Origin of the sequence: Paenibacillus yanchengensis (assembly GCF_042684845.1) — a bacterium.
Lineage (GTDB): Bacteria > Bacillota > Bacilli > Paenibacillales > Paenibacillaceae > Pristimantibacillus > Pristimantibacillus yanchengensis.
In genome coordinates this window covers 1-23,974 of the sequence record NZ_JBHUMH010000064.1, presented here as the reverse complement: position 1 = coordinate 23,974, position 23,974 = coordinate 1, and the positions used below count along the sequence as shown (strand labels likewise).

The 23,974-nt window shown below is 35.7% G+C and carries 22 protein-coding genes and 1 pseudogene; 17 read left to right on the top strand and 6 right to left on the bottom strand.

The window, feature by feature from the left end; genetic code table 11:
• Positions 1-65 precede the first annotated feature (65 nt).
• Positions 66-458, top strand: coding sequence for a phosphotransferase family protein (locus ACFSTH_RS19955; RefSeq protein ID WP_377773194.1), 393 nt, complete (start codon positions 66-68; stop codon positions 456-458).
• 90 nt (positions 459-548) lie between these two features.
• On the opposite strand, the gene ACFSTH_RS19950 is transcribed toward ACFSTH_RS19955, so the two are convergent.
• Complete coding sequence (locus tag ACFSTH_RS19950) at positions 549-1,433, bottom strand: LysR family transcriptional regulator (protein WP_377773583.1); 885 nt, start codon at positions 1,431-1,433, stop codon at positions 549-551.
• A 148-nt stretch (positions 1,434-1,581) separates the two neighbouring features.
• Between ACFSTH_RS19950 and zwf the strand changes: the two genes are divergently transcribed.
• The 6 genes from zwf to ACFSTH_RS19920 all read left to right on the top strand — a co-directional run bounded on the left by zwf (position 1,582) and on the right by ACFSTH_RS19920 (position 8,509).
• Positions 1,582-3,099 carry a glucose-6-phosphate dehydrogenase gene (zwf, locus tag ACFSTH_RS19945; RefSeq protein ID WP_377773581.1) on the top strand — a complete coding sequence of 506 codons (1,518 nt, stop codon included), beginning with the start codon at positions 1,582-1,584 and terminating at the stop codon, positions 3,097-3,099.
• The gene (tkt, locus tag ACFSTH_RS19940) at positions 3,092-5,101 is read left to right on the top strand and encodes a transketolase (RefSeq protein ID WP_377773192.1); all 2,010 of its coding nucleotides are present in this window, start codon (positions 3,092-3,094) and stop codon (positions 5,099-5,101) included. Before zwf ends, tkt begins: the two co-directional genes overlap by 8 nt.
• 64 nt (positions 5,102-5,165) lie before the next feature.
• Positions 5,166-5,828: a fructose-6-phosphate aldolase gene (fsa, locus tag ACFSTH_RS19935; RefSeq protein ID WP_377773190.1), complete on the top strand. Its 663-nt coding sequence runs from the start codon at positions 5,166-5,168 to the stop codon at positions 5,826-5,828.
• A gap of 108 nt (positions 5,829-5,936) precedes the next feature.
• A complete protein-coding gene (locus tag ACFSTH_RS19930) occupies positions 5,937-6,356 on the top strand; it encodes a pyrimidine dimer DNA glycosylase/endonuclease V (RefSeq protein WP_377773188.1) in 420 nt (139 codons plus the stop codon).
• Between the two features lie 61 nt (positions 6,357-6,417).
• Positions 6,418-6,744 (top strand): ArsR/SmtB family transcription factor, encoded by a 327-nt coding sequence (locus tag ACFSTH_RS19925; protein WP_377773186.1) that lies wholly within the window; start codon positions 6,418-6,420, stop codon positions 6,742-6,744.
• A 67-nt stretch (positions 6,745-6,811) separates the two neighbouring features.
• Positions 6,812-8,509 (top strand): SulP family inorganic anion transporter, encoded by a 1,698-nt coding sequence (locus tag ACFSTH_RS19920; protein WP_377773184.1) that lies wholly within the window; start codon positions 6,812-6,814, stop codon positions 8,507-8,509.
• Between the two features lie 129 nt (positions 8,510-8,638).
• Here the strand turns inward: ACFSTH_RS19920 and ACFSTH_RS19915 are convergent, their stop codons facing one another.
• Positions 8,639-8,818 (bottom strand): hypothetical protein, encoded by a 180-nt coding sequence (locus ACFSTH_RS19915; protein WP_377773182.1) that lies wholly within the window; start codon positions 8,816-8,818, stop codon positions 8,639-8,641.
• 389 nt (positions 8,819-9,207) lie between these two features.
• On the opposite strand from ACFSTH_RS19915, the gene ACFSTH_RS19910 reads away from it, so the two are divergent.
• Positions 9,208-10,224 carry a hypothetical protein gene (locus ACFSTH_RS19910; RefSeq protein WP_377773180.1) on the top strand — a complete coding sequence of 339 codons (1,017 nt, stop codon included), beginning with the start codon at positions 9,208-9,210 and terminating at the stop codon, positions 10,222-10,224.
• Between the two features lie 53 nt (positions 10,225-10,277).
• Entirely contained in the window at positions 10,278-10,784 is a 507-nt protein-coding gene (locus ACFSTH_RS19905; protein ID WP_377773178.1) for an NUDIX hydrolase, read from the top strand.
• Positions 10,785-10,792: 8 nt separating this feature from the next.
• Here the strand turns inward: ACFSTH_RS19905 and ACFSTH_RS19900 are convergent, their stop codons facing one another.
• Complete coding sequence (locus ACFSTH_RS19900) at positions 10,793-11,746, bottom strand: tyrosine-type recombinase/integrase (RefSeq protein WP_377773176.1); 954 nt, start codon at positions 11,744-11,746, stop codon at positions 10,793-10,795.
• Between the two features lie 840 nt (positions 11,747-12,586).
• Between ACFSTH_RS19900 and ACFSTH_RS19895 the strand changes: the two genes are divergently transcribed.
• From ACFSTH_RS19895 to ACFSTH_RS19860, 8 genes and pseudogenes are all read left to right on the top strand, one after another.
• Positions 12,587-13,123 (top strand): RICIN domain-containing protein, encoded by a 537-nt coding sequence (locus tag ACFSTH_RS19895; protein ID WP_377773174.1) that lies wholly within the window; start codon positions 12,587-12,589, stop codon positions 13,121-13,123.
• A 280-nt stretch (positions 13,124-13,403) separates the two neighbouring features.
• Positions 13,404-15,131 carry an ABC transporter ATP-binding protein gene (locus ACFSTH_RS19890; RefSeq protein WP_377773172.1) on the top strand — a complete coding sequence of 576 codons (1,728 nt, stop codon included), beginning with the start codon at positions 13,404-13,406 and terminating at the stop codon, positions 15,129-15,131.
• 234 nt (positions 15,132-15,365) lie between these two features.
• Positions 15,366-15,737: a VOC family protein gene (locus tag ACFSTH_RS19885; RefSeq protein ID WP_377773170.1), complete on the top strand. Its 372-nt coding sequence runs from the start codon at positions 15,366-15,368 to the stop codon at positions 15,735-15,737.
• A 790-nt stretch (positions 15,738-16,527) separates the two neighbouring features.
• Complete coding sequence (locus ACFSTH_RS19880; protein ID WP_377773168.1) at positions 16,528-17,067, top strand: RICIN domain-containing protein; 540 nt, start codon at positions 16,528-16,530, stop codon at positions 17,065-17,067.
• A 274-nt stretch (positions 17,068-17,341) separates the two neighbouring features.
• Positions 17,342-17,707, top strand: a pseudogene (locus ACFSTH_RS19875) (IS21 family transposase); the annotation flags it as partial.
• A 401-nt stretch (positions 17,708-18,108) separates the two neighbouring features.
• Positions 18,109-18,669: an RICIN domain-containing protein gene (locus tag ACFSTH_RS19870; RefSeq protein ID WP_377773166.1), complete on the top strand. Its 561-nt coding sequence runs from the start codon at positions 18,109-18,111 to the stop codon at positions 18,667-18,669.
• Between the two features lie 163 nt (positions 18,670-18,832).
• Positions 18,833-19,393: an RICIN domain-containing protein gene (locus tag ACFSTH_RS19865; protein ID WP_377773164.1), complete on the top strand. Its 561-nt coding sequence runs from the start codon at positions 18,833-18,835 to the stop codon at positions 19,391-19,393.
• An 84-nt stretch (positions 19,394-19,477) separates the two neighbouring features.
• Positions 19,478-20,017, top strand: coding sequence for an RICIN domain-containing protein (locus tag ACFSTH_RS19860; protein ID WP_377773162.1), 540 nt, complete (start codon positions 19,478-19,480; stop codon positions 20,015-20,017).
• Positions 20,018-20,144: 127 nt separating this feature from the next.
• Here the strand turns inward: ACFSTH_RS19860 and ACFSTH_RS19855 are convergent, their stop codons facing one another.
• From ACFSTH_RS19855 to ACFSTH_RS19845, 3 genes are all read right to left on the bottom strand, one after another.
• A complete protein-coding gene (locus ACFSTH_RS19855) occupies positions 20,145-20,783 on the bottom strand; it encodes a DUF262 domain-containing protein (protein WP_377773160.1) in 639 nt (212 codons plus the stop codon).
• Positions 20,784-20,785: 2 nt separating this feature from the next.
• Complete coding sequence (locus ACFSTH_RS19850; RefSeq protein WP_377773158.1) at positions 20,786-22,102, bottom strand: DUF262 domain-containing protein; 1,317 nt, start codon at positions 22,100-22,102, stop codon at positions 20,786-20,788.
• Positions 22,103-22,591: 489 nt separating this feature from the next.
• The gene (locus ACFSTH_RS19845) at positions 22,592-23,824 is read right to left on the bottom strand and encodes a hypothetical protein (RefSeq protein ID WP_377773156.1); all 1,233 of its coding nucleotides are present in this window, start codon (positions 23,822-23,824) and stop codon (positions 22,592-22,594) included.
• Positions 23,825-23,974 lie beyond the last annotated feature (150 nt).

The following is a 23,974-nucleotide window of genomic DNA, read 5'->3' as shown; positions in this document are numbered from 1 at the left end:
GAAGAGGAGGGTCGGCAGCGTATTGCCGATCAACTTAGCGACTTTTTACTAGAACTTCACAATATATGACGGAAATGGCGTGCCATTGGACGGATCAGCATTTTACAGACTTTTTCACGTTTAAAACGAATGCCGAGATTATTCCATCGATTATTCATGGCGATTTTGGTACGGCGAATATTTTATACGATACATCGACCAATCGGATATCTGGCATTATTGACTTCGGATCAGCCTGCATTGGTGACCCAGCCGTTGATTACGCTGCGCTGCTTGCTTCTTACGGAGAAAGCTTCTTTCAAATGATCGGGAAGCGTAACCCTAACATTAGTAACATGATGGACCGGGTGCTTTTCTACAAGGGAACTTTCGCTCTTCAGGAAGCGTTGTTCGGATTGGAACATGACGACCCTATCGCATTCGAGAGTGGAATTACGACAGTAAACACGTTCATCTAACGGGACACGTTAATCAATTTAACGAACAAGCTGCAATTGGTACAGTTTATCACTCATAAAAAAGAACTCTCCAGACACGGAGGGATCTTACTAATCCGCATGAATAAGCTCGATAAAATGAGAAGCAGCATTAGATAGTGGCATATTGCGCATAATCATCGTACCAACTTGCGAGGGAGGGAGCTGTACATCAAGCTTGATTTCAAACAGTGATCCTTCCTCTAACTCTTTGGCGACAAACTGCCTAGTCACAAATGAAATTCCCAAACCTTTACGAGCGAATTCAATGAGTAGATCAACACTACCAACTTCAAATTCAGGTTTTAACGTATAACCGTAGCTTTGAAAAAGTTCTGTAATCGCCATCCGTACACGACTATTTCGAGAAAACAATATAATTGGATTGTTCATTAACTGCTCCATAGATAAAGCAACACCTTGCAAATGAGCATACTTCGTCCCTGCCACAAAGCAATCTTGCAGTTGAATACTTTCTTGTACTTCTAATTGCGGATCTACGATAGGTAAGCGCACTACCCCAAGATCGACGCGACCTTCCTTGAGAAAAGAAATAACTTCTGGTGTTGTACCATGGTGCAAATGTACTCGAATACCGGGATTCTGCTGATGAAACTGTTCGAGGTACGGTAACAAATAATGTTTGAACAGCGAGTCACTTCCTCCAACTCGTAATTCTCCACTTTCCAAATTTTTAAGCGCCGCCATTTTTTCTTCTGCTACAGTTATTAAAATATGAGATTGTTCAATATAAGAATATAATATTGCTCCCTCGGATGTTAACGTAACTCCTTTGGCAGTTCGATGAAACAGTGTGATACCAAAACTATCCTCTAATTGCTTAATCGCATGGCTTACACTCGGTTGTGTTAAATAAAGCGCTCTAGCTGCTTGTGACAAACTGCCTGTCTTTGCCGACCAATAAAAAACTTTGTATAGTTCGTAATTGTTACCTATAGACACCATCTATATCTCCTGTCAAATATATTAATTACATGTATGATCCTAAAACGTATTATAGTAGAATTATGAAATAATTACTAGCTGTCTCATACGACAGCCGACATAGAGAACAATACCGATTTGGAAGGAGTAGGAAGAAATGATGGATGCAGCTTCATTTATTCTATTCGGGGCTACAGGCGATTTAGCCAAAAGAAAAATATTCCCAGCGTTGTACAATCTATATCTTGATCAGAAACTGCCCGCTCAGTTTACTGTATTCGGATTAGGGAGAAGACAATGGGACGATCATATATTCAAAGCTAATGTAGCTCAATCTATTCACAGTTTTTCAAGAAAAAAAGTAGAAGATCCAGCCCAATTAGAAAAGTTTTTGGAGTCTTTCCAATTTTGTATATTAGATGCTAATAAACAGGAAGACTACGTAAAATTGCGTACAATGATTGAAACAAGAGAACAACAGCTAGGTGCCGCACCGAATAGAATGTTTTATTTGTCCGTAGGTCCAGAATTTTTCGAAATGATTGCAGAGCACATTGATCAAAGTGGATTAGGTTCGGAATCAGGTTGGAAGCGGTTTGTAATTGAAAAGCCATTTGGTCATGATTTACAATCGGCTCGACAATTGAATCGCAAACTAAATGAAACGTTTAAAGAAGAAGAAATTTTCCGCATTGATCATTATTTAGGAAAACCTATGGTACAGCGTTTAGAAGTATTACAACAAAAAAATCCAGTACTTCAAGCGCTATGGACTAATCGATATATTGCAAACATTCAAATTACAGCAAATGAAACGGTAGGGGTAGAGGAACGGTCCGGTTATTACGACAAAACTGGTGCTGTGCGTGATATGTTCCAAAATCATATGTTACAGTTGTTGATGATGCTAACCGCTCATTTTCCTAACAATAGTACAACAGAAGCTGTTCGTTTTAAGAAAAAAATGGTGATGGAAGCTGTGCAGCCGTTGCACCCGCATCAAGTGTCAAATCAAGTTATTCGTGGTCAGTATAATAGCGGATCGATTAATGGCGAACCCGTTACTAGCTATCGAGAAGAACCAGGTATTGCAAATGACTCTATGAACGATACGTTTATTGCAGCAAAATTAGAAATAGATGATTACTTTTGGCGTGGCGTTCCATTTTATATTCGGACAGGGAAGAGATTGAAAGAAAAATCTACCCGGATCGTTATTGAGTTCAAAGAGCCAATTAAGCAATCCACTGGAGCAGATATTCCAGTTCCAAATTTACTTGTATTTGAAATTGCGCCAGATGAAAGTATCTTTTTCCAACTCAATGCGCGAGACCCTATTTATAAAGAGCAAATAAAGCCGTTATTCCTTGATTTCCAAGTGGATAGCAAAGATCTACCCGAAGCTTATGAAAATTTAATTCACGATGCATGGCATGGAGATGCCACATTCTTTGCACATTGGGATGAAGTCGAACTATCTTGGAAGTGGGTTCAACCGATTTTAGATGCTTTTGCAGCAAATACAGTGCCACTGCATTTGTATGAAGCAGGAAGCTTTGGTCCTAAGCAATCGGATGAGTTATTAAACAAGGATGGATTTCACTGGTGGTTCGATGAACCTACTCTAGAACAGGAAACTTTAATTACAGAAAGAAATGAGGAAAAAACGTATGTCTAATACACAAACATTAACGCAACAAGAAGTAGAACAACTAGCTATTAATACGATTCGAACATTATCCATTGATGCGATTAATAAAGCCAACTCTGGTCATCCTGGTTTACCTATGGGAGCAGCTCCAATGGCTTACACGTTATTTAGCAAAATGATGCAGCATAACCCTACTAACTCCAAATGGTTTAACCGTGATCGCTTCGTTCTATCGGCAGGTCATGGATCAGCATTACTATACAGTTTACTTCATCTAAGTGGCTACGATGTAACATTAGACGATTTAAAACAATTCCGTCAACTCAATAGCCGCACACCTGGTCATCCAGAATACGGTCATACCGATGGCGTAGAAGCTACAACGGGACCTCTGGGTCAAGGGGTAGCCATGGCTGTTGGTATGGCAATGGCAGAAACACATTTGGCAGCAAAATTTAATCAATCTAATCTCGATATCGTTGACCATTACACTTACGCTTTAGTTGGCGATGGCTGTTTAATGGAAGGTATTGCTTACGAGGCAATGTCTATGGCTGGTCATATGAAATTAGATAAACTAATCGTATTGTATGATTCCAATGACATTTCGTTAGATGGAGATTTAACTTTATCTTTTGGTGAAAATATTCAAAAACGTGCAGAATCGATAAACTGGCAATATCTACGTGTGGAAGATGGTAACGACGTAGAGAAAATTACAGCGGCAATCGCTGCAGCCAAAGAAAATACCAATCAACCAACACTAATAGAAATCCGTACTGTTATTGGCTATGGCAGTCCTGTTGCAGGGTCAAATAAAGCTCATGGAGCACCACTTGGCGCAGAAGGATCAGCATTCGCTAAAGCAAGTTATGGCTGGCCATATGAGGAAGAATTTACTGTACCTGCCGAAGTGAGAGAACATTTTGCAGCTATTCAAGCACAAGGTGTCGCAGCAGAACAAGCATGGAATGAACGATATGCACAGTATAAGCAGCAATACCCAGAACTTGCTCAACAACTAGAAGCGGCAATTGACGGAAGTGCACCATTGGAATCACAGCAGCTACTTACATTCGAAGCGGGTCAATCGATCTCTACTCGTGTAGCTAGTGGAAAAGCAATCAATCATTATTTGCAGCATGTACCTTCTATCTTTGGAGGAAGTGCCGATCTATCAGGTTCTACGATGACTGATATACAAGGCGAGCAAAAATTTGCTGTAGAGTCCAATAGTGGACGTAACGTTTACTTTGGCGTGAGAGAACATGCAATGGGAGCAGCTGGTAACGGAATGGCACTGCATGGTGGAGTAAAACCATTCGTAAGTACGTTCTTTGTATTTAGCGATTACTTGCGTCCTGCTATCCGTTTGGCAGCATTACAAAAACTACCGTTAACGTATGTCTTTACACACGATTCCATTGCAGTAGGCGAAGATGGTCCAACACACGAACCAGTGGAACATTTGGCAGCACTACGTACGATTCCTGGGCTAACTGTTATTCGCCCAGCGGATGCTAATGAAACTGCCAACGCATGGGCGTATGCCTTATCACAGCAAGAAGGACCAGTAGCACTAGTGCTTAGTCGTCAAAACTTGCCTGTATTTACACAAACAAAAGCAAACGTAGCTGGAATCGAGCATGGTGCTTACATTTTGACAGAAACAAACGAACAACCAGCGCTCATTTTAATCGCTACTGGTTCAGAAGTTTCGCTAGCTGTTGCTGCCAAAGAAGAGCTAGAAAAAGAAAATATTTCGGTGCGAGTAGTTTCAATGGCTAGCCGTGAACTGTTTGAGCGTCAATCAGCAGCATACAAAGAGTCCGTATTACCTAAAGCTTTAACAAAAAGAGTAACGATTGAAGCGGGAATATCAATGGGCTGGGATCGTTATGCTACTCCTGATGGTTTAATTATCGGAATTGATACGTTCGGAGCTTCTGGTGTTGGATCGCAAGTGATGGAGCATTTTGGATTTTCGGTGAGCAACGTTGTAGAACAAGCAAAATCATTGCTTTCTTAAGTGGATATTATCTGCTTATTAAGAATATAAATATAAACTGCATAACATAATCGGGGGGATTATAGTGAAATTTTTTATTGATACTGCAAATTTGGAACAAATCGAGCAAGCATATAAACTTGGCGTTCTATCTGGTGTAACAACTAACCCATCTTTGGTTGCTAAGGAAGGCGTTAAATTCGAAGATCGTATCGAACAAATTTTACAAGCAGTTCCACTAGTAGAATCTGTATCTGCTGAAGTAACACCACTGGCGATTACAGCAGAAGAAATGATGGCAGAAGCAGATGAGCTTATTAAAATCAATAATTACGACAAAAATATAACTATAAAACTACCGATGAACATTGCAGGACTAGAAGCGTGCCGTTACTTGACGCAAAAAGGCGTTAAAACGAATGTTACACTGATCTTCACTGTCAACCAAGCATTACTAGCAGCACGAGCTGGAGCTACGTATGTATCACCATTTCTCGGTCGCTTAGATGATATCTCGGAAGATGGGGTACAGTTAGTAAGTAAAATTGCTGAGTTGTTCCGTATTCACTCACTAGATGCACAAATAATAGCAGCATCTGTACGCCATCCTGATCATGTAACGAGAGTCGCCATGGCTGGTGCTCATATTGCAACGATTCCATATGCAGTCATCGAACAAATTTCTAAACATCCGTTAACCGATCAAGGAATCGAGAAATTTGCAGCCGATTGGAATACCACTTTATAATATAAAATAAATCATCAGTCTTAACCATACCAACTTGCCGGGTCTTGTCCATAAGTTTATACTTATGTTGACAAGTCCGGTTTTTTTCGAAGAAAAGAGGTTAGCATCATGCGAATATGGCATCAATCCCTAATTCAACACTTACCTAGTGTAAAAGATTTCAAAGGAAGCTCCAATCAATTAGGTGGGCAACATACGGAAATAAGAATGATTTTAGCAATGATCAAACGTCGAGGCAAAGTCAATCATTCTGTCGTTAACTATGTCAATGATCATCCACTTAGTTATTTGTATGCATATGGATTACTAATAATAGACGAAATGAAACAACGAGGATTTCAAGTTAGTACTACGATAGAAGAAGAATATAGACAAGATAGCGATGCACTCACTATTTATAACCAAGCATTGCTCGGTACTATCATCTATCCTGAACATAACGATCTATATTTACAAGAATGTCTACTAAACTTAAAAAATAAAGGAATTGTAATCAAATATCCACTTTTTCCTCACCAGATGGACTAATTTTGATCAGGTAATCGTATGGTATAATAGAAGCAGTGAACAGTCTAAGGAGTGCAATACTATGCAGCATAATATTCAACAATTTAAAGCCGATTTTTTTAAAGCGTTAGCACATCCCATGAGAATTAGAATTTTAGAAATATTAAGTGAAGGTGATAAAAATGTAAATGAATTGCAAAGTATACTTGGTTCTGAAGGTTCCGCCGTTTCGCAGCAATTAGCCGTTTTACGCAATAAAAATGTTGTCGTAGGTGTAAAAGAGGGGACTACTGTCGTTTATTCGTTACGTGATCCACTGATAAAGCAGCTACTAATTGTAGCCAAACAAATTTTTGATAATCATTTAGTAGATACCATCTCCATCCTAGAAGTTATTCGTAACGAATAGCATTCGTGTTATTTTTTGTTCTAAATATTCAAATAATCAAATATATAAATAATAGAAGGTGTGTTGTATGAAATGGACAGGTAGATTTACTGATTACAACTTGCATTCCTTTCAAAAAGACCTTATTTCTGGCATTATCGTAGGGATTATTGCCATTCCACTTGGTATGGCTTTTGCGATAGCCGCTGGTGTAAAGCCGGAATACGGCATATACACTACCATTATTGCAGGAATTATTATATCACTATTCGGAGGTTCTAAGTTTCAAATCGGAGGACCAACCGGAGCTTTTATTCCCATATTATTTGCTATCGTGTTACAGCATGGCTACGAAAATTTGTTGTTAGCAGGATTAATGGCGGGGATTATATTAGTTTTAATGGGTGTATTTAAACTCGGTGTTTTAATTAAATTCATTCCGAGACCCGTAATTGTAGGATTTACATCTGGTATTGCTGTCATTATTTTTAGCGGGCAAATAGCTAACCTTCTCGGATTAAGTGATATTCCCAAGCATGAAAACTTTTTGCCTAATATGCGTGAAATAATAATGCATATGGATGCAGTTAATTTGTATAGTATTTTAATCGCCTTTATCTGTTTAATCTCCATTTTCATTAGTACGAAACTGTTTCCCAAAATACCGAGTTCCTTAGTCGGTTTGCTTGTGTCAAGTATAGTAGCTGCCTTATTCTTTAGTGGTCAAGTAGCTACTATCGGTTCAGCTTATGGAGCCATTCCAAGTCAATTACCACAGTTACAAATGCCTGTTATAACGATGGAAAGAGTATTGACTATGCTACAGCCAGCTATCATTATAGCGCTATTAGGCGGCATAGAATCATTACTATCTGCTGTCGTTGCTGATGGTATGACCGGTTCACGGCATAACAGTAATCGAGAATTGATCGGGCAGGGAGTAGCCAACATCGTAACACCTCTATTTGGAGGTATTCCAGCGACTGGTGCGATTGCTCGAACGGCAACTAATATTCGTACCGGCGCTGTCTCACCAATGTCTGGTATTATTCATGGCGTTGTCGTACTGCTAATTCTCATGTTGTTCGCTCCATACGCTTCAGCAATTCCACTTGCTAGTATGGCTCCAATACTGATGATCGTAGCATGGAATATGAGTGAACGAAAAACCTTTGCTCACGTTTTAAAAACAAAAACATCAGATTCGCTTATATTAGTCGTTACATTTTTATTGACGGTATTTACAAATATAACGATAGCTGTACAAGTAGGGTTAGTATTAGCCATCATTATATTTGTCAAAAGAATGGCTGATGTAATGCAAGTGGACAAAGTGGAGCTTGAAGAAGATCTACCACATGTAGTGCAGAGCAATAACACCAATAATGATCACATAAGCCAACATCGTGTTAATGCTAGTCCAACTGAATTATATCCTGACATTGGCGTATATACGGTGAAGGGGCCTCTGTTTTTCGGAGCAGCTAACATGTTTGAACAATCGATGATTGATTTATTACAAACCGAACCGAAAGTGTTACTATTACGGATGAAAAAAGTGCCGTTCATGGATACAACAGGCGAATATAATGTAGCTAATTTGATAAAAAGAGTGCAATCTTACGGTTGTATCGTCTTGATAGCAGGCATACAGCCACAACCACTCGATGTAATAAAACGAACCGGATTAATAAAAACGATCGGTGAGCAACATTTGTTCGCTAGAACCGACGATGCCATACAATATGCCAAAGGAAAACTAGGCTATAACAACGAAAACACGTAATAAAAACTAGTTAAATCTTCAGTGATTTCATACTATAAGTTTAAAAACTAAGAGATAAATAGTCGTAATTCTTATAAATAAATGGAATTGCGACTGATTTCTAATCAGTTAATGATGACCTTTTATTAGTTAAATTTCTGTTTTAAACTCAAATTTCGAAAGAAACTGATGGAGTTCCTCTACTAATGCTACAATTTCTTTACGGCTAGACTCCTGTCTTATTTTTTCTGTTATTGCAACTACTTCATTTAAGTTTTTTGTCAATTCCGCTATATTTGATTCCTCAAGTTGAATCAAGCAGTTTTGCATAAGCCCTCTAAAGTCCGTATTAGCGTGTATTTGCAAACCGCCATTCCGCAAAGTTACAATTTGCCCTTCGATAAATCATGAGAGTAACCTTTTTCAACAGCATTTAAAGTAGACGATAATAATTGATGATAGTAATCTAAACAATACATAAATAATATTATTAATGGTATACAGATAAACTGCTGAATTAAATAATTTACAATATATGACAAGCTATATTATAACGATTATTCCGACATGTTTAATTAGTTTACATAATAATAATTACGTAATTATATTTTGTTTGCTCTATTTTCCAACTGAAACACACTAAAAAAATTAAGAGGTTTCTCGAGAAAAATGTGGAATAACATATATATTACGAGATGTAAGGAAGGGGTAATTTAAGTATGACTATTTTATTTGATAGTTATGAGGAAGTATCTACTTTCCACGATCCGATGCAAGCAGGACAACTGATAGAGCGACCGACGGAAATCCGCCTTGATCCATTAACTAAGTTTAGTTCGCGTGTTTTATTCGACCCAGGAATAAATTTCGTGTCGCCAAATTATAGTGAACAAGCGGCAATGACAAGTGGTGCAAAATGTCCTTTTTGCGATGAAAACATTTGGGAGAGAACACCCAAATATCCAAAAAACTTATTAGACTTGGGACGGTTGCAACAAGACGAAACAGTGTTATTCCCAAATATATTTCCATATACAAAACATAACGCAGTTGTTAGAATGACGAAGCAACATTATGTTACATTAGTGGAATGGACTAGCGAATCGATCGCAAGAAGCTTCACAACTGCTTATGATTATTTACTGAAGCTGGCGTTATTCGATCCAAGCAAGCCACTGTATAAAACGATCAACTGGAACTATTTACCCCCATCGGGAGGCAGTATATTGCACCCTCATTTACATGTGATGGCTTCAGAACGACCAACGAATGAACAACGAATAGTGACAGAAGCTCAGCAACATTATTATGCTACTCACCAGAAGACTTTTTTCACACAATTGCTATATGAAGAACTACGCTTAAACGAACGATATATCGGAAAACATGGCGAAATCGACTGGTTACATGCATTTGCACCAAAAAGTCATTATGATTTTATCGGCTTATTGCCAAAACAAATAACAGAACGTTTTTGGGACGATCTAGCAAACAGTATGCTGCGCTTTTTTAACTATTTTCAAGAATCGGGTTTAGCTAGTTTTAATTTAACCGTTTTTTTATCGCAGGAAGATGATAAAGCGACAAGCAATTTCATACGCATCGTACCACGTTTTAGTACTGGAATTTTAGAAACAAGTGATATGAATGTATTGAATTTTTTACAACAAGAATATTTATCTTTAAAACGACCAGAAAATACCGTAAAGCAGTTGCAGTCTTACTTTTCAACATAATAGTTTCATAGTGACACTGTATTAAGGCATAACAACTTGAAGGAGTTTAATTTATGACAACAACATTGGTTAACTGGGGTGGAGGAACTGTTCAGCTTAGTTGGCAGAGTAGTTCTCAATTACCTACCGCATCATTAATTACAAGTGTACATAGTTATTGTTTTTGGGACAATAAACTGTTACTTGTCGATTTATTAGATCGTGGTTGGGATATACCTGGTGGGCATATAGAACAAGGAGAAACAACAGAACAGTGTTGCAAACGAGAAGTTTTTGAAGAAGGTTATGTACAGGGAGATGTCACATTATTAGGGTATGTTACAGTTGATCATCATTTGAACGATCGATGGACCGAAAGCAGTCCATATCCGAAAATAGGCTATCAAGTTTTTTATAAAATGGACATTACTGAAATATTACCATTCGCTGCACAATTTGAAGCAGCACAGCGAATTTTCATCCAACCTGAGCAACTAGCCGATTACTATAAACATATAACACCAGTACATGAAGCTATTTTACAAGAAGCTTTAACTAGATCAAATCCAAGCTTTTCATAAGTAATAGTTTAAACTTTTTCTTCTTTTATTCGCTGATGAACAAAAGAGGGTAGGGTAGGGCGTACTTTACTCATCGCCGCTTGTTTCGCCTCATCCATTACGTGCGTATAGATTTGGGTAGTAGAAATATCTTCATGACCAAGCAATTCTTGAACGGTTCGTAAATCTGCGCCATTACGCAATAAATCTGTTGCAAATGAATGGCGCAGTTTATGAGCCGATAACGCTTGACCTTTAAATTGAGGATAGTGTTCGATTAAAGTGGCAAACGTTTTATCTGCTATTGTCTGTACCATGCGATTACTAATCCTTCTTCCAAACTGTGAAATAAAAAATGCATGTTCATCACGTTTGTTACGTGGTTCAATTCGTTGCTGTAGCGCCAAATCTAACAATTGTTGCAATTCTTCAGGCAAAGGAATATATCGCCACTTTTCTCCTTTTCCCAATACGCCAATTCGTCCTTCCAAAAAATCAATATCCATAATATTAAGCCGCGCCACTTCACTCACACGTAATCCAGCATAAGCCATCAACGCTATAATCGCCACATCTCTCATCACATATTTACTTTCTACAAATTGCAAACAGGCATCAAGAAATTGTTTTTGTAAGTAAGTAGGTTGACGATTTTTTTCTACCTTTGCTTTTTCTATATCCATGGCAGGGTTAGATGTACTTACCTTAAACCTCACTAAAACTTTATAAAACAATCGAATTGCAGATTGACACCGATTACGATAACGTGCTCCTGCACCAGAAACACGAATTTCCGTCAGATGTTGCAAAACATCAATATCATTTACTTCCGTAACAGGTTTTCCATCAAGCCCATTCAAAAAATGTTTTATATCATGCATGTAGCCTAATTGAGTTGCTGTAGAATACTCTCTATCTTTCATATAGATAGAAAACAGCTTCAATTCGCGGTCATATTGCTCTAAAACATCTGTGTTATTCATCAGCTACCACCAATCTAATCGATTTAAAACAAAATTGCATTAAATATAGATTTAACGCAATTTAATTATAACATATTTAGACTATTTCTTTCATAAAAGAGAGGATACAAATTGATGATGAAGTTTGGGATACTCGTGCAATGCCCATATTTGTATCTTTACGTATATGTCTGCCGGCGTTATAGGCACCTTCTTAGTTGGGATATTATCTGATAAGTTTGGCAGAAGGAATATTATCCTGCTGTAGCTGTCGGAATTTTACCATATGCTGGTTTGATTGCTGCGTTTTCCGATTATGGTACTAGGTATTGAATGATTGATTTAGTCATTATTCAATTGTGGAATACATTCACTTTATCCATCCAAATAAAACACAAAGGCAGCATATTAATTATTTACATCTAAGTATTTTAGTGGTACAATTTTAAACATATTTACAAATTCCATTATTTTCATAATGAAATAAAAAAAGGAGGGTGTACTTACTATTTGGATTTGTGTCAGTGTTATATTGTTACAACAGTGGTAGTTTGGGTTGGGTTTAAGACTATCTACTCCTTACTCTTTAATGTAATCTGACATGATAAGGAGGTGAAATGTAAAGCTATATAAGTACGAGATGCTTCCTAATTAACAAATTAGTCCTATTACTACTCGAAAGAAGTGCATCATTACAAGCGATCACTCGCAAGTATTAGAAATAGAATCCTTTTGCCCGATTTCATGAAATGGGTTTCATTTTCTACTTAACAATGTATGAGACATTCTAATCATCGATAATAGTAGTTGAATTGCAAAAAGTTGAAATCTAATTAAAAATTAAAGGAGTCGAATTTACTTATGAAACAATTATTCATGAAAAAATGGGTTATTGCATTTATGGCACTTATATTGCTCGGATCTGCAGCTACTGCTATATTTACTGAGACAACCAAAGCTAAGAGCGCTCCACGAATTATTACTTTTGAAAATGTAAATAGTCGTAAAGTATTGGGAATTGGTGGAGATAATAAACAATCAGACGGTGCGTATGTCATACAGTGGAACTTTGAAAACACTAATGATCAAAAATGGTACGTAGAAGATGCTGGAGACGGATTTGTATACATTAGAAATCTAGAAAGTGGAGATTTGTTAGATGTTAGTGGAGCATCTACAGCCGATGGTGCTAAAGTGATTCAATGGCCAGATAATGGTGGATGGAATCAACAGTGGAAGTTTGTTTTAGCCGATGAAGATAGAGGTCACTCGTGGTATATTTTAAACCGAGGCAGTGGTAAATACTTGGAGATTTCGGACCAATCAACTGCCGACGGAGCTGAGACTGCCCAGTGGTCACTTAATCGTGGTCCCAATCAGCGTTGGTTCTTTAGATAGTCCTTGCTTATAAAAAGATTTTAACACCGTTTCTACACGTAGAAACGGTGTTTTTATTTGTTATCTTTTCAAATATAAATATCTAAGCATTTTCAACCTACGTAGAAGACTATTGCCCCATTTTAACTATTACAATTAATTGGTATATTTTAAATTATCTAGTCATGCAAATAAGTACTTTTCCTTCATTACATCTCAAACTCTCTATATCTCCAAGGTTGACATGCTAAGAATGAGTGAGTATTTGTAAGATTATTAATTTTTAGTAGGAGGAATAAATGTGGATTCAAAAGGAATTATTCATTATTTACTACCTTATATAAAGAAATATTGGGCTGCATACTTCCTAGTTTTTCTTTTGTTAGCAAGTGGTGTCGGATTAGACTTAGTTTTTGCCATGTTTTTGAAAACAACGACAGATGCTGCTGTTAATGGAGACTTGCAGAAGGTTCAACTGATGTTATTAAGTGGAATAGTACTGATGATTTGTGGATTCATCATTAATTATTTTACAAAAGTTATTAATGCCAAAAATGTTGATAGAATAAAAAAGGAAATCAAAATAGATCTGTTTAATCATTTTCTTCGATTACCGTTGTCATATGTTGATCGTAACCGTTCTGGTGATATTATCGCGAGATTGAATAACGATGTTAACGGAATGAGTGGAATTCTTGGTAATGATATATTTAACTTATTTAGACATCCGCTTGCTGCAGCTGTAACATTTGTATATTTATCTACGATTAATTGGGTACTTGCTATTTTATGTCTATTTTTAGGACCTTTAGCGGTTGTTACCGGGTACTTTTTTGGTAAAGTAATCAGAAAAAATAGTAAGAAACAGCAAGAAGCTGTAGCTGATATTCAGTCTACTATAAATGATTCTATCTTTGGATTTAGCTTGTTAAGATCGTTTCAACTGGAGCAACATTTTTCGAAAAAGTACACGGCAACGATTGATAATGCATACCACTATGAAGTAAAAGGTGCGAAGTGGAGTGCTGCATTTAATGCAACATCTAGTACAATTGGTTCCGCTACTTCGATGATTTCACTTGGTTTAGGAGCTTTGTTTGTCGTAAAAGGAAGCATGACAGTTGGCGAATTGATTGCCTTTGTTTCATTATTATCCAATTTAACAACTCCGTTTACTGGTTTATCCGCTGTTTGGACAAATATTCAAAAAGCGATGGCAGCTGGAGAACGTGCACTAGAGATCAAAAGTGAGCAAGTTCATCCAGTATTTATACAAGGCAGACGTGTTATAGAAAATTTCACATCCATGATTTCATTTCAAGACATAAACTTTAGCTACAACGATGTAGAAACATTAAAAGGTATTAATTTGGAGATTAATATAGGAGAAACAGTAGCTATAGTAGGACCTAGCGGCTCAGGAAAAAGTACACTCGTCAAACTTCTACTTGGGATGTATTCACCTCATAACGGTAAGATAATGATCGATAATGAAGTGGTGCATCATTTTCAGTCTGACTTCAGACCATTATTTTCTTATGTACCGCAAGAATCATTGTTATTTTCCGATTCTGCAAAAAATAATATAAAGTATGGAAATCTAATAAGCTCAGATGATGAAATACTTACAGCTGCCAAATTATCATATTCAGATCAGTTCATCCAGCTATTAGAAGACGGATACGATACGAAGTTGGGAGAACGAGGTACTTCACTTTCTGGTGGACAAAGACAAAAAATCGCTCTAGCCCGTGCATTTTTAAAAGATGTACCTATCCTTATTTTAGATGAGGCGACTTCATCGTTAGACTATGTGTCCGAACTGCAAATTAGACAATCTGTTCAGGAATTAATGGTAGGAAAGACTACAATTATTATTGCTCATCGAGTTGAAACGATTAAAAATGCGGATAAAATAGTCGTCATGAATGAAGGAACAATTGTGGATCAAGGAACGCACGAACATCTAATTAGCAATAATTTATTTTACCAACAATTTTATGAAACCATGGTAACTGGGCAAACATAATTGGAACTTATACATTGCATAATCAATAATTGATTTAGCCAGCTATTCGATGTAATCGGGTGGGTGGCTAATGTCATATTAGCTAGCTAAAATTTCGAAAAGGTGATAACTACATTTTAATAGTTTACATAATATTATTTATGTTTGTACTAATTACTCTAAAAAAATGTTTGTAATATATCAAAATAGAATATACTATAAAAATAGCTCGATAATTAAAGGATGGTGACATGGATGATAACAAAAATCGGTCAAGTGATGGTGTATGTAAATGATTTAGAAGCAGTCAAACAATTTTGGATAAAATATTTAGATTTTGAAGTTATTTCTGAAATGAAAAATGAGCACATGCATTGGATCGAACTCGCTCCCAAAGGTGCTGCTACAACTATTGTATTGCATAACAAAGAAGCGATTGCAAAGATGAGTCCAGAATTGAATTTAGGAACACCTTCGTTAATGTTCCACACGAACCAATTTGATGAATTATATCACCGATTGACTTCGAGCAATATTACAGTTGGAGACATTATGGAACTACCTTCTGGTCGAGTATTTAACTTTGCTGATATAGAAAGCAACTATTTTGCTGTGATGGAAGTTTGATAACATTGCCTATATAGTAACGTATACTAGAAACGTACATGTGAGAAATTAAAACAGCTCATTTGTGCGTTTTTTTAATTAATAGGTATGTTTCTTATAAAAATATTTTACATAATATTTTTTAAGTTATTAACTTAAAATTGCTAAATACACAAAAATAATAATTTTTAGTTCTTACTACGATGGTTATAAAATACATGTAATGATATTAATTGTTTACAATATAGGTATTTACTAGTATAATTAGTTTTGTAGATTTTAATTCCAATTATAGTATAAAAGGAGGAGGATCTATATTTTGATTGTATTTTAGTCAGTGTGATATTTTAAGAGAATCAAAGCGAAAATAACTCTTTGTTAATACAAACTATCGCTTATTCTTATGTATCAAGCTGATAGGTTTGAAAGGAAGGTGGAAAAAATTTAAAAAAGAAAAAACTTCCTACCAGACAACACGATAAAACATTAAAGTGCTCACTATAATAATAGAAACTTATTAGTAACATTTATGAAATTTGCAAGATACACAACTCATCTAGAAAACCCGCTTAATACCACATCACTTGAATAGATACTTATAACATTCTTATATTTAGTTCCTACAGATATGTTTCTGTTAACCTCATTGTAATGCTCAAATTTCAAACAGTAAAAAATTATCTTACGATACAATGAAATGGGTTTCATTTATTTTGTTGCGAACAAGTTACTATTTTTAGTATCGTAATGACAGTTTAACCAGGAAAGTTGAATTTTAACTAAATAAAAATTTAAGGAGTCGATTTAACTTATGAAACAGTTATTCAAGAAAAAATGGTTGATAGCTATGTTAGTATTTATACTTATTGGTTCTGCAACACCTGTTTTCTTATCTGAGACGTCACAGGCAGGCGTACCGCCATGGCGAGTCATTAAAAATGTCAATAGTGGTAAAGTATTGGGAATCGGTGGTACGGATAAACAATCCAACGGTGCACATGTCGTACAGTGGCAACGAGAATATGTTATGGATCAACATTGGTATATAGTAAATACAGGAGATGGCTACGTTTACTTCAAAAACGTAGCAAGCGGACTTTATTTGGATGTTAACGGAGCGTCTTCAGCTGATGGGGCTACAGTGATTCAATGGACGAAAAATGATGGTTGGAATCAACAGTGGAAATTAATTCAAGCTAATACAAGTGGTCAGACATCGTACTATATTCAAAACCGAGGTAGTGGAAAGTATTTAGAGATTGCGGAATACTCCACATCCAACGGAAGTCAAGCTATTCAATGGTCACTTAATACTGGCTCTAATCAACGTTGGTTTATTGATTATAATTGATTATGGTTACTAGTTTTATTTAATAATGGCATCGTACAATAACATACGCATATTACTCTCATCCAACAGTAAAACTAGAACTCCATTACTTCCTTTAATGAAATGGGTTTCACTTATTTGCTAACAATGAAAGCAATATGATATTTTATATTGACTGGCGAAGATAGAGGTCACTCGTCCTATAGTTGACTTTTTATAATAGCGCTAATCAGGAATAAGAAAAACACCGTTTCTACACAAAGAAACGGTGTTTTTTAGCATGTGCGCCCAGTGAGATTTGGAAGTAGATCGTCGTACCATTGCGAAATATCTTAACGGATTTACAAAAAAAAAACAAACCAGACATCGAGATTCTAAAATCGATAAATGCTATAATACTATCGCTGCATTACTTTCTACTGACAGTAAGCAAATTTTTTATTACAAGCGTGTATTATGAAAATATCTGAAAGATAATCATGGGCTACAATGCTCCGCTTCTACGTTTCGTGCCTACATCGTGCGAAAGCCTGCATTTGAAGCTTACTTTACACACGAAAGACGGATGTCGCTACCACAAGGGACGACGGATCCAGGGAAGCAAGCACAACTAGACTGGAAAGAATCGATCCCTTATGAAACGAAGGATGGAGAGATAGTTAATTAGTCTACATAATAATATTTATGTTTTTATTTATAATAATTACTCTAAAAAGATTAAAAATGTATCAAATAGACTTTCATAAGCATAATTCAAGTAAATTTACTTCATACTGTATATTTTAACATTTATGTCTATGTTATTTATTACTTACAATGGAATTTTACTCTATTATAATAAGAATTGTAAGGAAAATAGCCAATATTTTCACAATAGAGGAAAGATAGTGTTCTTATAACCCAGTTAGATTCTACTAAAAAATATTTTTAAGGAGGTGATAGAGACTATATTAAGAACCAACACGTGTTAATATTGTGCTTTTTTCTTACAAAGATATGAAATGGGTTTCATATTGCTTTTAATGAAGAAACCTATTAAAAATAATTAAAGGAGTGAGTCTTTTGAGTAAATCATTATTTATGAAGAAATGGGTAATTGCAGTTATGGCATTAATATTAATTGGATCTTTAGTCCCTGTTTATATTACGGATGCTTCACAGGCTAGAGGTGTGCCGTCTGCTAATATTATTAGGAATGCATATAGTGATAAAGTTCTGGGAATCGGTGGTGATGATAAAAAATCTAACGGTGCCCATGTTGTACAATGGAATGATGAAGATGTGAATGATCAAAAATGGTATATAAGAAGTACAGGAGACGGTTATAAATACATTATAAACGTAGAGAGTGGAGACTATTTGGATGTTAGCGAAGCATCTCTATTACCTGGAGATAAAGTTATTCAATGGCCATATAATGGCGGTTGGAATCAACAATGGAAGATCGTTGCAGCAGATGAGGACGGATCATATTATATTATCAACCGAGGTAGTGGTCTGTATTTGGATACTGCATACTCATCTTTATCTAATGGAGCTCAGATCGTTCAGCAGGATTTTAGTGATGATTATAGTCAGCGTTGGTTTATTAAGTTAGTTTATTTGTCGCCAGGTAGTATTTAGTACTTGACAGTTTACTCTTAACTTGAAGATTGTTACATGCAATAGAAATAATGTAGTAAATACGTCTATTTTAGTTCGATTTATATTTATATTGAAATGGTAAGCTTTCAACATTCGATTTTAATGAAATCCATTTCATACAATTAAAGGAGTGAGCTTATTTATGAAACAGTTATTTGCGAAAAAATGGATTTTAGCTATTATGGCACTAGTTTTGATTGGCTCTACAGCACCTGTTTCCTTTAGCGAGACGACGCAAGCCTCCAATCCGCAGAATAAAGCTCTTATTATCAATGTAAATAGTAGCAAGAGGTTAGGAATAGGTGGGGATAACAAATATTCTGCAGGTGCACATATTATACAATGGGGCGATGTAATGACTAACATTGTTAATGATCAAGCATGGTATATTGAACCAATTGGCAATGGTTATGTTAATATCAGAAATGCAGAAAGTGGTCTATTATTAGATGTTAACGGAGCATCTACAGCCGAAGGTGCTATAATAATTCAATGGCCAGATAATGGCGGATTAAATCAACAATGGAGTATTGTTCCGACTGGTAAAGATAGAGGTCATTCCTCCTACATCATCAACCGAGGTAGTGGTCAATATCTTAATATTCTAGGAGGTTCAAGAGCCGACGGAGCTCAAGCTATTCAGGAGCCATATATTTTTACTTTGGATAAACCTGCTGAACGTTGGTTCCTTCCTATATGGTAGATATTGTAGAGTTATTAAATTAACATAATATTACTTCAAATTGAAATAAAAACAATAAAGTATCTTAAAGGAGTGAACTCATCTATGAAACAGTTATTTATGAAGAAATGGGTTATTGCAGCTCTGGCATTGATATTGATTGGCTCTACAATAGCTACTATTTTTATTGACACAACGCAAGCCAGTAACCCTCAGAGACATAATTTCATTCACAATGTAAATAGCAATAAAAGACTAGGAGTAGGCGGAGCCGATAAACAATCAGCAGGTGCACATATTATACAATGGCAATTGGAAGATGTTAATGACCAGAAATGGTATATAGAAAGACTAGAAAATGGCTATGTTAATATCAGAAATGCAGAAAGTGGTCTATTATTAGATGTTAACGGAGCATCTACAGCCGATGGCGCTAAAATAATTCAATGGCCAGATAATGGCGGATTAAATCAACAATGGAGTATTGTTCCGACTGGTACAGATAGAGGTCACTCTTCCTATATTATTAACAGAGGCAGTGGAAAATATTTGGATATGTCGAACTACTCAACATCTAACGGAGGACAAGCTATTCAGTGGTCATTTAATGGTGGTTCTAATCAGCGCTGGTTTGTTAACTCATAAAGCAAAGATAAAATGACACCGTTTCTACATATAGAAACGGTGTCATTTTTTAGAAAGATAATAATATAGAATACTCTTGATTTCAAATCGTTATTTTAGTAACTTTTGCTAGAATCAATTTAGTGTTTCACAAAACCTGTATTTTGTACATATGTCTGTCTCGGTCATTGATTAACACTTCAAGAAATTTAGCCTTCGCTATTTCATGTAGTTCCAATTGTTCGCCACACGTATTCATGATTTCAAAGTAGTGATTAAGGTCTATCCCTTGCGGTACTTGAACGCGCACAAGATGGACGCGTTTGAATTGAGTAATATAATCCTCTTTACTGTAATGTCGTGCTTTAAAATAGCTTTCTATGACCTTATAGCCTTCATTTAGTTCACTAGACACTAATTCTTCTGCTAAATCATTCACGCTGCGATGTTCATTCAGCATCACAAGGGTACGATTAGATTTTTCTCTTGCTTCGAAACGTAAAGCATCCCTACTTATGCCCATGTGAAGATAACTATGCAATAAGTACAATGTCGTTAAGCGTTGTTGTCCATCTATAACATCGAATTGCTCATTTTCTGTTTGATTCACAATGAGATTGCCTAAGAAGTAATCTTTCTTTTCAGCAAGAAATGCCCCGTATAAATCATCAAGCAATGCTTCAATTTCTTTACTTTTCCACGCATAGTTACGTTGGTAAATAGGTACGTTATAGCGGACATTGAGAAACAATTTGTCTGCACCTATAATATGAATCCCTTTACTCATCCCTACCACCTATTCCATTCTTTTAATTGATTATATATCGCTTCGTACTTTTTCTTGTACTGATTTGCTATATCTGGTTCCTCTAATATAACAAGCTTAATATCATGTGCCTCATTCATTTCCCCAATTCTCACAAACAAGTCTAACTCTAAATTCAAGCGATCATGCAATCCTCTAGCATAACGATTAATGCCGAGTAAGGTCACATTTTCCATCGTTAATCGGAAGCTATAGCACCAGGAGTAACAGACCTGAAGAACAGCAGGCGTAAGTGCCTCCATACCAAATCGGTCAGCGTAAAACAATAGAATGCTTTCATAGAGTTGTTTGATATAAGTATCACCCGAACGTTGGTCAGGGAGAATAGTCTTGATGTCATCCTCACTGGAGCTGTGATACTTACGAATAAGCAAACGGACATCGTGCAGCTGCTTATGATAATGCATTACATAATGAAAGAAACGTTTACCTGAAACGACAGGATGAATGAGTTGAAATTGGTTTAAGGCTTTCGATGCTATTAATTCATGGTTGCCGTTGTTATTAAACTGCTCAGTAAAGATATGACTGGCTTTGTGATAAATAGCATAGTTGTAGGTCTGCTCACTTTTTATGCCTTTGAATATGCCTATTTTGTTTACGTTGTAACCTAGTCCATCACGCCCTTTAACCCACTGCGTAATCGGATATAAATATGTATTAAACAACGTTCGCAGCTCAACTTCGGGTACGTTCTCCCATCTCCCAATAAGTTTGACGGTATAGGCTGCATCCACTTCATCTTGCATTTCACGTAAATGATACGATTTAAGTAAATCATGGGGATCAAGTGTTTTGCCCCTCGAATTTTGCGAATCAAAGAATTGAAAAGCCTCTTGTTCATCGTCTGTTACCACTTTAACAGCGGTACAATAGGTTAACAGGTAATTGTAGCCTTGTTTCTCACTTTCTGACAATTCGGATACACTCTTCTTAAACAATTGTTGATTGGCTATAATCGCTTGATAAGATGCTTCACTATAATATTGTGTTAACAATCCACTAATAAATCGTCCTAAAGAGTGTAATAAGATTGATATCGTTGTCAATCTTTGTTGCCCATCGACAACATTATAGGTCTGATTTTCTTTATGTAAGATTACTGAACCTACTCGATATTCACGCAAACCTTGTTGATAGGATTCAAAGTTATCTAAAAACAGAGCATTCGCAGATTGAACACTCCATCGGTAAGGACGTTGATAAAGGGGCAAAGCTAAATTTAAACGTAATAATTCTTGTAAGTTAATAATTGTTAGTTCTTCTTTCAAAAGAGTCACGCGTTCAACTTCTTTCTGTCATCGTTATTTCTACTTTATTAAATAATCGACATTATACATATTTTCCCTTTAGGTATTGTCGAAAATGCTTGGTACATATAGTAAAAGGACTGTACTCACTAAAAGTACAGTCCTAATCGTATGTATTGAGTATAAAAATATACCAACAGAATGAGGTTTTTGAGATTTTTACCGAAAATCATAATGTTGAGGTGATTACTTCAATCCAGTCTAGTCATTCAAAGAATAACTAGACTCTCTGAAACCTGCATTTAAGGTAATAGCAATGAGTTCGTTAATAGTAAGTGGAGATTTTGATTTAATGGTATAGGTAACTCACCCTCCCGAAATTAATTGAGGGACACTAGTAATTTCCAATTGATCAGAATGACAAGGATGCCCATTTGAAAAATGGCTATGAAAAATTCATGGAATCCTTTGGAACTTGTCTAGCAATACAATGCAACAACCATAATATTGGAGAGGTAGTTAAATTATTTTTGATGTTTTAATTATTATTTCTTCAGCAATTGATTGAATAAGTGGAATCTCTCGTAGTAACTGTCCCTCGTGTTCGAATGATATATATCTTTCTTTCTCATAAGCTTTACTATGAATAAGAGCATTTCGTGTTTTATATATTCTTTGAGCTAATTTGCCTGGCAAACTTCTTAAATCATTGAAGTCAATTTGAGTTCCTTGTGAAAACTCTACAATATTGTTTGAATAATAATTTAATAAATCAGTATCAAAATCTAATAAGCACATTTTAAGTGATTCAATATCAACATATTGATTCATGACAAGTTTTAATGCTTCTATTTCACTTTTTGCACTATGGGATTCGGATTCAATTTTAAAATTGTTTTTTACCTCTTTAATTAGTTTTTCTATATCAGTTTCTCTTTTAGGCGAAAATGATGGTTTTGTAATTAAATCTTGTATTTTCTGTACCATATTTTTAGTGTAAACAATGTTAAAATAGTGTTCCAATACATGATAAAAAGATAAAAATTTCATTTCTAAATGATGAGATGATTGTCCAAGTAAGTAATGATAAATTAGATCAGATTCATACATTCTTTTAGGTGCTTCACAATCACTTAATCTATTTCTACGAGTCCTAATCTTAGTATTAGAAAGTAATTCATCTATATATCTTATTTGAATGCAAGTTATACCTGTGTTAAATGACACTTCAAAAGTTAAAGAGTTTCCTAAATTTTTGAAATCCAACATACTTTTATTATCTACAGAAGTGATTTTTAAAGTCATGACTCGTCTGCACATTAGGAATAATAAATCTTCAAATGAATGTAACTCGTGGTCCAAATCCAGTCGGTGATTAGGAATATGTAAGCCTAGTCTTCTTTGTGCAATTCTCCCCATTCCATGTGCTCTATGTATTAAGTAAAACATAAATTCTATTGATGGTCTGCCTAAACGGTAGTTTAAATTATTCTGTATATCATCAAATTCAACACTATCCTCTCTTAATCCCATTCCATAATCGATTATTACTTCGTATGAATGACTAGAAATTAATATATCTTCATCATGAGTCAATAAATTATTCATTTGTGTTAAATAAGCATCAAAATTAGCAGTGGAGATGGTTAATTCCGTATCTTTAATATTTATAATTACAGTTTCTGAATTGATTTCAAATCTCATATCTGATCCTATGATATCACACATCTTATTCAAAAATTCTTCCATCATCTGAATCACCTCATATTTATTATATAGTCTCTCGGAAATTAAATTTCCGCTTTAGCTCTAGTCTTTCGACTAGGGCTTTTTATTGTTTCACCCCTAAATATGGAGTGCGAACGAAGGTTCCTCTTGACAAATTCACATCACCCCAATAAT